Source organism: Vibrio sp. ECSMB14106, assembly GCF_000972265.1.
Classification (GTDB): domain Bacteria; phylum Pseudomonadota; class Gammaproteobacteria; order Enterobacterales; family Vibrionaceae; genus Vibrio; species Vibrio kanaloae.
Genome location: NZ_LAUM01000046.1, coordinates 1 through 257, shown reverse-complemented (window position 1 = coordinate 257; position 257 = coordinate 1). Strand labels below are relative to the sequence as shown.

1 protein-coding gene is annotated in these 257 nt (G+C 50.6%); it reads right to left on the bottom strand.

Annotated elements, in window-relative coordinates:
• Nucleotides 1–257 (bottom strand): transketolase-like TK C-terminal-containing protein (locus WR49_RS19815; RefSeq protein WP_046225163.1); only part of this gene is annotated, 257 nt, incomplete at both ends.

The window sequence follows — 257 nt, the reverse complement described above, 5'->3', positions numbered from 1 at the left end:
GAACATCTTGAATAGCTCACCTGCTGGTGCAGATTCGCCGAACGTTGTCATACCGATGATCTTGCCACCGAAACCAACGTACTTGTACCAGAAGTCAGCGATGCCAGCTTCTACAGCGATACGTGCCGTTACGTCAGATGGAAGTACAGACTCACGGTACTGCGCGTCTTGCTTGTCGAACGCGTCAGTAGCAGGCATAGAAACTACACGTACTTTCTTACCTTCAGCCGTTAGTTCAGCAGCAGCGTTAACCGCTA